The organism is Peribacillus sp. P4_C12 (genome assembly GCF_056402095.1).
Genome location: NZ_JBFUIB010001103.1, coordinates 1 through 675 on the forward strand (window position 1 = coordinate 1; position 675 = coordinate 675).

The 675-nt window shown below is 37.2% G+C and carries 1 protein-coding gene and 1 pseudogene; both read left to right on the plus strand.

Features of this window, described 5'->3' with window-relative positions; all coding sequences use genetic code 11:
• Nucleotides 1–10 precede the first annotated feature (10 nt).
• Nucleotides 11–400 carry a 5-carboxymethyl-2-hydroxymuconate Delta-isomerase gene (locus tag AC1DUW_RS31585; protein WP_477644545.1) on the plus strand — a complete coding sequence of 130 codons (390 nt, stop codon included), beginning with the start codon at nt 11–13 and terminating at the stop codon, nt 398–400.
• Nucleotides 401–526: 126 nt separating this feature from the next.
• Nucleotides 527–634: pseudogene (locus AC1DUW_RS31590) on the plus strand (DUF6526 family protein); the annotation flags it as partial.
• Nucleotides 635–675 lie beyond the last annotated feature (41 nt).

The following is a 675-nucleotide window of genomic DNA, read 5'->3' on the forward strand; positions in this document are numbered from 1 at the left end:
GGATGAGAACATGCCACATGTTATTGTTGAATATACCGATAATATAAAGAAAGAAGCAGACATTCCGAATTTACTCAAAAAAGTAAATAGTGTTTTAATCAGCCGTAGCGATATTTTTCCGACTGGAGGGATTCGTTCAAGAGCTATTGAACTTCAGGATTATCGAGTAGCAGACGGTGCAGAAAATGATGCATTTRTTCATACTGTTTTGAAAATCGGATCGGGCCGGTCGGATGTGGATAAGAAGAAGATCTGTGATGAACTATTCGAGGCAATCAAGGGGCATTTTGCCAACCTGTTTGCTCGACGTTATCTAGCGTTGTCCATGGAGTTGATTGAGTTCAGTGAGGCCGGCACTTATAAGCACAACAATATCCATAAGCGTTTTAGAAATAGTTAGGGCAAATCCAAAAATTACTCGGATATTTAAATATTAAACCTCTTTTTGGAAATAACGTTCCTATCGAGGAGACAGACCGCAAGTTCAGATAAGTTGTAAAAGGAAACAAAGGTAAAAAATTCAAAACTAACAATGCAGCAATTTATTCCATTACGATTTGCAAGAGACCAAGAATTAGAAGCTTTGTGTGAAAGAGCGGAAAATGAGGGATTATCATTAAAAGAACTTAAATGAGCAGTGAATAAGCGGATCATCATCGAGTATAAAGGATAATT